This is a genomic window from Streptomyces mayteni (assembly GCF_054783955.1).
On the sequence record NZ_BAAGPR010000097.1, the window covers coordinates 23,952 to 31,268 of the forward strand.

General features: G+C 73.0%; 7 protein-coding genes. 5 read left to right on the plus strand and 2 right to left on the minus strand.

Translation table 11 applies throughout. The features are described from left to right. The first annotated feature begins 64 nt into the window (after positions 1 to 64). The 4 genes from ACYVPE_RS30895 (at position 65) to ACYVPE_RS30910 (ending at position 4,337) form a co-directional block, all read left to right on the plus strand. Complete coding sequence (locus ACYVPE_RS30895) at positions 65 to 1,633, plus strand: FAD-binding protein (protein WP_461037065.1); 1,569 nt, start codon at positions 65 to 67, stop codon at positions 1,631 to 1,633. A 60-nt stretch (positions 1,634 to 1,693) separates the two neighbouring features. Next, positions 1,694 to 2,980: a GNAT family N-acetyltransferase gene (locus ACYVPE_RS30900; protein ID WP_461037066.1), complete on the plus strand. Its 1,287-nt coding sequence runs from the start codon at positions 1,694 to 1,696 to the stop codon at positions 2,978 to 2,980. 81 nt (positions 2,981 to 3,061) lie between these two features. Further along, complete coding sequence (locus ACYVPE_RS30905) at positions 3,062 to 3,895, plus strand: NmrA family NAD(P)-binding protein (RefSeq protein ID WP_461037067.1); 834 nt, start codon at positions 3,062 to 3,064, stop codon at positions 3,893 to 3,895. Between the two features lie 49 nt (positions 3,896 to 3,944). Then, the gene (locus ACYVPE_RS30910) at positions 3,945 to 4,337 is read left to right on the plus strand and encodes a hypothetical protein (protein ID WP_461037068.1); all 393 of its coding nucleotides are present in this window, start codon (positions 3,945 to 3,947) and stop codon (positions 4,335 to 4,337) included. 20 nt (positions 4,338 to 4,357) lie between these two features. On the opposite strand, the gene ACYVPE_RS30915 is transcribed toward ACYVPE_RS30910, so the two are convergent. Next, positions 4,358 to 4,783 (minus strand): hypothetical protein, encoded by a 426-nt coding sequence (locus ACYVPE_RS30915; RefSeq protein ID WP_461037069.1) that lies wholly within the window; start codon positions 4,781 to 4,783, stop codon positions 4,358 to 4,360. A 171-nt stretch (positions 4,784 to 4,954) separates the two neighbouring features. On the opposite strand from ACYVPE_RS30915, the gene ACYVPE_RS30920 reads away from it, so the two are divergent. Then, complete coding sequence (locus ACYVPE_RS30920; protein ID WP_461037070.1) at positions 4,955 to 5,392, plus strand: cytidine deaminase family protein; 438 nt, start codon at positions 4,955 to 4,957, stop codon at positions 5,390 to 5,392. Between the two features lie 48 nt (positions 5,393 to 5,440). Here ACYVPE_RS30920 and ACYVPE_RS30925 read toward each other — a convergent pair whose 3' ends face one another. Then, positions 5,441 to 7,063, minus strand: a complete 1,623-nt coding sequence (locus tag ACYVPE_RS30925; RefSeq protein ID WP_461037071.1) for an ADP-ribosyltransferase domain-containing protein — start codon at positions 7,061 to 7,063, stop codon at positions 5,441 to 5,443. Between the last annotated feature and the right edge of the window lie 254 nt (positions 7,064 to 7,317).

Below are 7,317 nucleotides of genomic sequence, written 5' to 3' on the forward strand. Positions count from 1 at the left end.
GGTACGATCGCGCTGGTTTCGTGGCCCGCCGTCCAGGAGGGGTGGCGGGCGGGGAGGGGGAGGAATGCCGGAACAGGTGGAGCGGTCGGCGGAGTTAGCGGCCGAGCTGGTGGCCTTCGACCCGCGGGCGCGGGTGTGGCTCACGGAAGCCGGGGCGGCCGCCAGGGCCGGGGAGGACGAGCTGGCCCGCCCACCACGGCTGCGGCACGGCTCACTTCGCGCCGCGGCGGCCGAACCCGTCGACGCCGCCGACGACTTCGGGCACATCGTGCACCACACCCCGGGCGGCGTGCTCCGCACCGCCTCCGTCGAGGAGATCGCCGCGTACCTCAGGTTCTGCGCCGCGTACCGCATCCAGGTCGCCGCCCGCGGCCAGGGGCACGGCACATACGGGCAGGCCCAGGTCGACGACGGTCTGGTGATCGAGACCGAACCGCTCGACGGGATCGGGCCGGTGGCGGCCGGGCAGGTCACCGTCGGCGCCGGCGCGCTGTGGAGCGCCGTGGTGCGGGAGACGCTGCGGCACGGCCTGACGCCGCCGGTCTTCACGGACTACCTGGAGCTGTCGGTCGGCGGCACCCTCTCGGTCGGCGGACTCGGCGGCCAGGCGCACCTGTACGGCGCCCAGGTGGACAACGTCATCGCGCTCGACGTCGTCACCGGGGAGGGCGAACTGGTCACCTGCTCGCCCACCCGACACCCCGACCTCTTCCGGGCGGTGCTCGCCGGCCTCGGCCAGTGCGCGGTCATCGTCTCGGCGACACTCCGGCTGATCACCGCGCCCCGGCAGGTGCGGCGCTACCTGCTGCCCTACGCGGACCTGGAGTCGTTCCTCTCCGACCAGCGGGGGTTCGTCGGGAACAAGCGGTTCGTGTACGTCGAGGGCACGGCCGACATGAACGAGGAGCACCAGTTCACGGGGTACACGCTGGAGGCCGTCGTCTACGGGCCACCCCGCGGGGCGGACGGTGACGCCGATCCCGACGCCGATCCCGACGCCGATCCCGACGCCGATCCCGACGCCGATCCCGACGCCGATCCCGAGGCCGAACCCGACTGGAACGACGACGAGGTGCTGCGCGACCTGCGGTTCGACCGGTCCGGGGAGTACCGCGCCGAGACCCTCGACTACTTCGACTTCCTGAACCGCTTGGCCGACGGCGTGGCCCACCTCAAGGACGAGGGCTACTGGACCTGGGCCCACCCGTGGCTCAACCTGCTGCTGCCCGGCGACCGCGTCCCCGAACTGGCCCGCACCCTGCTCGACGGGTTCGCCGGCCACGACGTCGGCCCCGGCGGCGTCGTCCTGCTCTACCCGCTGGTCCGCGACCGCCTGAGCGCCACCCCGCTGCTGCGCGTCCCCGACGACCCGATGCCCTACCTGCTGGCCGTGCTCTGGACCCTGGACCCGAACGATCCGGCGGCCGTGCGCGCCCGGGTGGACGCCAACCGCGCCGCCTACGAGACCGTCCGCGCCGCCGGCGGCACCCAGTACCCGGTGGGGGCCGTGCCGATGGCCCCCGACGACTGGCGCGCCCAGTACCACGGGGTGTGGGCCGAGTTCTCCGCCGCCAAGCGCCGCTACGACCCCCACCGCCTGCTCGCCCCGGGCCAGCACGTCTTCACCCCCTGATTCCCGCTGACCGCGCCCGCACCTTGCCTGACGGCCGCCCCCATGGCGAAGATGTATCCCGTGCACCACACCAGTGACCCTTACCTCATCCGCCCGGGGCGCCCGTCCGACATCGACCGGTGCGCGGCGCTCAACGACGCCGTCCACCCCTACCCCGGCATCGCGGAGTGGACCCGCGACCTCTTCGACGGCCATCCCGCGGTGCGCCCCGACGACTTCCTCGTCGCCGAACCGGCCGGTGGCGGCGAGATCGCCGCCACCCTGGTCGGGATCCGCCAGGAGTGGACCTTCGGCGGGATCCGGCTGCCCGTGGTCCAGGTCGAGCTGGTGGGCACCGACCCCGCCCACCGCGGCCACGGGCTGTCCGGCCGGCTCCTCGACGCGCTGCACGCCCGCGGCGCGGCCGACGGGACCGCGTTGCAGGTGATCGAGGGCATCCCGTACTTCTACCGCCGCTTCGGCTACGAGTACGCGCTCAACATCGGGGGCGCGCCCGAGATCCCGTCCGAGGCGCTCCGCGAACTGCCGCCGCCCGGCGGCGCCACGCGGCCGCCGCTCCGCCCGGCCACTCCCGCGGACGCGGCCGCCCTCGCGCGCGTCGACCGGGCGGTGGCCGGTCGGGACGTCCTGGCCTGCCCGCGGGACGAGGCCGGCTGGCGCCACGAGATATCAGGACACCGCGAGGACTCCCTGGCACGGCGCACCGTCCTGGCGGCCCTCGACGACGCGGGAGAGGTGACGGGCTACCTGGTCCACGGCCGACGCCCAGGCACGGACGGCCGGTTGACCGTCCTCGCCGCCGGGTGCGCGGACCCCGCCGGGTGGCCTGGGCTCGTCCCCGCGATGCTGCGCCACCTCGCCGAGGCGGGCGCCGCGGGCGCCCGCCCCGACCGGCCGTTCACCGCGCTGCGACTGCGACTGCCCGCCGCCCACCCGCTCGCCAGGGCCCTGCCCGCGGGCCCCGCCGAGCGCCCACGGGCCTGGTACGCGCGGGCCGGCGACCCGGCCGCGCTGCTCGACCGCTGGCTCCCGGTGCTGGCCGGCCGCTGGCGCCGACACGACCTGCGGTGGCCAGGCGACACGCTGCTGATCGACACCTACCACCAGGGGACAAGGCTCCACTTCGACGACGGCGTGCCGGTCGCCGCCCGGGCCGAGCCACGCGGCGCCGCGGCGGCCGACGTCACGATCCCGCCAGGCGCGCTGCTCCAGTTGGTACTCGGCCAGCGGTCCCCCAGGGAACTGCTGGACATCTGGCCCGACATGGCGGTGCCCGACGCGGCCACCGCGGAGTTCCTCGAGGCCGGGTTCCCCGCCGTCCCACCCGAGGTGTGGGCGGTGGCCTGACCCCGGTCGGCGGACGATCGGACATGCGCCGCGTACGACCGGCCATGCCCGGGCGCCCGGCACGTCGGTTGACTGGTCGGCATGACGACACACACCGACGAGATCCTGGTGCTTGGCGGAACGGGCAAGACCGGCCGCCGCCTGGTGCGGGGGCTGCGCGCGGCCGGCCACGCCGTCCGGGCCGCCTCCCGCTCGGGCGAGACCCGCTTCGACTGGACCGACCAGCACACCTGGGCCGCCGCCCTGGACGGCGCGGCGGCCGTCTACCTGGTGGCCCCCGAGGACCCGGCCCTGGCCGACCTCTTCGTCAAGCAGGCCACCGAGGCCGGCGTCCGCCGCTTCGTGGCCCTGTCCGCGCGCGGCATCGACGAAATCCCCGCCGACGTCTTCCAGGGCATGGCCGCCGCGGAACGGGCCGTGCGCGCATCCGGCGTGGAGTGGACGATCCTCCGGCCCAACAACTTCAGCCAGAACTTCAGCGAGGACATGTGGCACGCCCCGCTGCTGTCCGGCCGGTTGGCCCTGCCGATCGGCGCCGCGCCAGAACCGTTCGTCGACGCCCGGGACATCGCCGACGTCGCCGCCGCGCTCCTCACCACCGACCGCCACCAGGGACAGACCTTCGTCCTCTCGGGACCGCGCGCCGTCACCTTCACCTCGGCCGTCGCGACCATCGCCGAGGCGTCCGGGCGCCCCATGGACTACACGGAGATCACGCCCGAGGAGTTCCGGGACGCGGTACTCGCCGAGGGCTGGCCCGAGTCGGCCGCCACCGAGCTGAACGCGATGTACGCCGCGATGCGGTCGGGCGCCTGGGCCGAGCCAGGCGACGGCGTCCCACGCGTACTCGGCCGCGAACCGATCGACTTCCCCACCTACGCCGCCGGCGCGGCGAAGGCCGGAGCCTGGTCGTAGCGGCGCCACCGGGGGAACCGGCCGACGGCGCGCGGCTGTCCTGATCTCCGTGATCAGGCACCACCCCCTTCCCCTGGCCCGCGCGCTGGCCTGGGGCGTCCCGCTGGGCGCGGCCGCGGCCCTGGCCCTGGCCGTGCTGACCGGGCGCGCGTGGCAGGCATGCGACGTCGGCGCCAACGCCGCGGCGAACAGCTGGGCCCTGCTGACGGAGGTGCTGATCGGCGTCGGCACGGTCAACGCGGCGCTGTTCGCCGCGACCTACCTCGCGCTTCCGCCACGCAACCCCGGCCGGCGTCTCGGCACCGCGCTGGCGGCCTGGCTGCCGCTGACCGCGCTCGTGGCCTGGTGGTACTTCGCGGTCCACGGCACCCCGGCCGACTACCCCGCTCCGCTCTGCCCGGAGAACGTGCCTCCCTGGTGGCCTTCCGCCATCCCCGTCTGACATGTCTCTCCGACGCGGGTCTACTCCGAGTCCTCGGTGGCGTAGAAGAGTTGAAGGATCTTGCCCTGTCTGATGATCTTGTCGTGATTCGTCTTCACGTACCCGCTCATGTCGATCGTGGTGGCGCCGCCCTCGCCCACGGCCTCCGAGATGCGCCGCACCGTCCCGTCACGGGTGTCCCCGGCGGCGAAGACCGCGGTGAGGCTCGTCGCGGTGATGCTCCCGGTGCTGGTCCACTTGCAGTCGGTGGGACCGGGCCAGGCGGTGCCGGAGGCCGGGCCGGTGAGCACCGTGCCCAGAATCTGGTTCGGCCTTCCCGGGACCTTCTTCTCCAGGAGCTTCAGCTCCTTCTGGTCCTTCAGCCAGTCCGTGTTGGCCCTACCACCGATCAGGATGTAGAGGGCCGACACCGCCAGCTCCGTGCAGTCCTTGCTCGGGCGTGCCAAGCATGCGGAGAACGCCGCCCGTTGCCCGGCAGCCGCGTACGCCGATTCCCCTCGGAGCGGTAACGTTTTGCCGCGACTCCCAACGGATCCATGATCGTTTCAGCGGCTGCCGCGTTTCGCCCGGGTGGCCGCCCGCCGAACCGCCGAGCGTGCTCCGGTAGATTCGGGCCGGTGAGCGCCTCCGTGACCAACGACGAACTCATCGCCGCGGCAGCCGCCGTGCTACATCCGCACCACGTGGGGGACCGGCTGTTCGGCAATGTCGCGGCCACGCTGGTCACCGACGCCGGCAACCGCTACTCCCGGGTGTGCGTCGACACCGGCTCGGGCACCGGCTTCTGCGCCGAGGCCGCGGCGATCGGCGCGATGGTCACCGCCCGCGAGTACCGCATCGCGAGGATCGTCGCCGTGTGGCGGCGCGCGGAAGACGGCGCGCTGCACGTGCTGCCGCCCTGCGGGCGGTGCCGGGAGTTCATCCGGCAGGTCGACTGGGCCAACATCGACACCGAGGTGGTCCTCGGCCGGGACCGGACGGCGACCCTCGCCGAGCTCCTGCCGGCCCACGAGTGGCCCAACCCGCTCGACCCGCCGGCGGCGCGCCCCGGCTGATCGCCGCGCTGGGCCAGACCGGCTGGTGAGCCGGGGCCGCGCCGATCGTCAGGAGACCAGGGGCGCCTCCTCCGACTCGGTCAGCCGCACGGTGGACAGGCCGCCACGCCCGACCTTGACGTCCGTCACCTTCAGCTGGGTGCCAGGCAGCAGGATGAACTCCTCCTCGCCGGTGAAGGCGGAGAAGTCGCGGATCCCCACCGCCCTTGTGGGGACCACCTCGAACAGGGTGCGCTTGCCGCGACTGCCGAGGAACGCCTTGGCCACGCCCAGCTGGGAGGTGCACGAGGACACGCCCCACCAGGTCACGGTCTTACCCAGCGGATACCGCGCCCGCAGGTCGAGCGAGACGCCGCGCCACAACGGCTCGGTGCGGACCGGGAGTTGCGAGACCGCCGAGAACAGCAGCCGCAGGTACGGCAGGTAGGGGACGAGGCTGGCCCGGTCCGGGGAGCGCAGCACGGCGTTGATCTCGCGGTAGAACGCGGACTCGCAGGTGTAGAGGTAGAGGGCGGCGACCGCGTCGGCCGACAGGCCGCCGGCCGTCTCGTCGGCCCGGAGCTTCCCGAACTCCTGCGACCGGTCCACGTGCCGGCCGAGCCCGGAGAGCAACGCGGCGACCGGGGCCGCGGCCTCGCGGAACTCCATCAGCGGGGTGTCGAACAGGCCCGTGATCGCGGGCAGGACGAGCCCCTCGTCCCTGACGCTGGAGAGCCGGTCCAGATAGAGCTGGTGCAGCTCCATGGTGGACGTGATGAACGCGCCCATCCGGTCGGCCACGCCGCCTTCGACCCCGCCGCTCTCCGCCGCCAACGTGTTCCAGCCGGTGCTCGGCAGCCAGTCGATCGGGTCGGCGCCCAGCGAGGCGAGGGCCGCGTCGACCATCCCGAAGTGCTCGCCGTCGCAGAAGATGTCGCCCTGCGCCGCCGGGTTGGCGTGGTCGATGTGCCGGACCTCGACCTCGGGATACTTCTTCTGGAGCCGGAGCACGACTTGCTTGAGACTCCGCGCGTGCGCCCCCCACCACGCGAAGACGACTCCCCGGTCCTCCTCGGCGGCGTGCTGCTTGGCCCTGAGTATCTCCTCGACGATCCGCTCGGCGACCGGCCGCCAGAACCTGGTGTGCTGGTCGGTGGGGATCGCCCCGTCGGCGCTGGCCGTCAGCGCCGCGTTCAGCAGCAGCACGCCCTGGGTGAGCATCGCCTGGAACCACTCGGGCGGCTGGACGGTCTCCCGCTCCTTCAGCAGCGCGCGAATGTCGGCGATCGGCGTCTTCTTGGGGATCCCGTACTTCCACATCGCCGCGGCCTTGATGATGCAGCGGATGCTGACGACCCGGCCGAACTGGCTGTCCTTCCAGTCGTGGAAGGTGTTGTCGAACATCGCGATGCCGGTGGCGCTCTCCGGCCGCGGGTACGGGTTCTGGCCGAAGACGACGACCTTCCACTTGTGCGGCGCGTTGGGCTTGAGCGCCTGGAAGGTCAGCTCGCGGACCGGGACGACCTCCGGGCCCCGCCCCGGGCCGATGAAGGTGGCCGCGTCCGGCCGGGCCTCGATGACCGGCTTCAGCAACGGAAGCCACGGCTCACCGCCACCCGCGAACAACTCCGTGAGCCCCAGCGGGTCGTTCGGGTCCGGTTCGGCGGCGGCGGGAGTGCGGGTGTCGCTCATGGTGGCGGGACTCCAAGGGGGCGATCCGTGCTGGTGGATGGCCTGCTCGGCCACCTGATCACGAGGCTAGGCCAGCCCACTGACACTCCGTCGTCCACGATGCTCTGTCAGTGGCGGCCGGTAGCGTCGTGATCAGTTGAGTGACCGTCAACCGATCGGAGAGATTCCCAATGACATTGTCAAGCCGGGTCGGTGACGTCCCGTGATGGCGTCATGTCGTTGCGGAGCCGACGCTGGGGATGGTTGCCTCGAAG

Coding starts and splice junctions, on each gene's coding strand:
- ACYVPE_RS30895 (WP_461037065.1), top strand. CDS start 65: ATGCCGGAACAGGTGGAGCGGTCGGCGGAGTTAGCGGCCGAGCTGGTG.
- ACYVPE_RS30905 (WP_461037067.1), top strand. CDS start 3,062: ATGACGACACACACCGACGAGATCCTGGTGCTTGGCGGAACGGGCAAG.
- ACYVPE_RS30925 (WP_461037071.1), bottom strand. CDS start 7,063: ATGAGCGACACCCGCACTCCCGCCGCCGCCGAACCGGACCCGAACGAC.